The following is a 543-nucleotide window of genomic DNA, read 5'->3' as shown; positions in this document are numbered from 1 at the left end:
CCCGCCCTCGTCGACCACGGTCCCACCCGCGGCCCGCCACAGCGCGGCGGTGACACGCGCGATCGTCGGCGCGACCCGCTGCCGAGCGATCGCCGACAGCGCCGAGTCCGGGTCCTCGCCGTCCGGCGGGTGCCACCGCACGCGGTAGGCCCAGGGCCCGTACTCGCGCCAGTCGAGCGTCGTGAGCACCGCGGGCACGTCCGTGCCGCGCGACGAGCGCAGCGTGACCGCACCGTCGTACTCGAACTGCGCCGTGACCGCGCACTCCGGCGGCCCGTCGGTCCCCGACGGCGTGGGCAGCTCGCTGGGGGCGACGCGCGCGCCGATCATCGCGGGGCGAACGAGCGGCAGCACGTCGCCCGGCGACATCGGCACGGGTGACCACAGCGTGAGCCCGGGCGCGGCCTGCGGGTCGGGGACGACGACCTGCGTGCGTCCCGCCGGCACGAGCGTCCCCCCGCTGCGCCGCGCCGCGGCCACGCACCACGCCGTGACCTGCGGCGTCGACTCACCCTCGAGCGCGTACAGGTCCACGGACCCGTC

Annotated in this window: 1 pseudogene; it reads right to left on the bottom strand. The window is 77.7% G+C overall.

Going from position 1 to position 543, the window contains the following annotated elements:
- Window positions 1-543, bottom strand: a pseudogene (locus CWIS_RS19110) (hypothetical protein); the annotation flags it as partial.

Source organism: Cellulomonas sp. A375-1, from assembly GCF_001040865.1.
Taxonomy (GTDB): Bacteria; Actinomycetota; Actinomycetes; order Actinomycetales; family Cellulomonadaceae; genus Cellulomonas; species Cellulomonas gelida.
The sequence above is the reverse complement of the archived record's forward strand: the minus strand, read 5'-3'. Positions and strand labels throughout refer to the sequence as shown.